The organism is Inquilinus sp. OTU3971, from assembly GCF_038440215.1.
This window is the reverse complement of record NZ_JASATH010000463.1, coordinates 1-318: the sequence shown is the minus strand read 5'-3', so window position 1 is coordinate 318 and position 318 is coordinate 1. Positions and strand designations below refer to the sequence as shown.

Below are 318 nucleotides of genomic sequence, written 5' to 3'. Positions count from 1 at the left end.
GGGCTTGTCACGTTCACGGCCTTGCGGGGCGCCCGCGAGCAGCGTAGCGGTAGCCATGACCCCGCCTGACTATGCCGGTTACCGCTTTCCGTCCGACGTGATCCAGCGCGCCGTCTGGATGTACCTTCGCTTCACCTTGAGCTACCGCGACGTCGAGGACATGCTCGCCGAGCGCGGCATCGAGGTGTCATACGAGACGATCCGTCGATGGGTGAGCAGGTTCGGTCCGAGCATCGCCCGCCGCCTCCGGGCGCGGCGACCGGCGCCGCACCGGCGCTGGCACCTCGACGAGATGTTCGTCCGGATCGGCGGCAAGTC

At 68.2% G+C, this 318-nt stretch carries 1 pseudogene; it reads left to right on the top strand.

Annotated features, from left to right (window positions below):
- Nucleotides 1-55: 55 nt before the first annotated feature.
- Nucleotides 56-318, top strand: a pseudogene (locus AAHM41_RS40425) (IS6 family transposase); the annotation flags it as partial.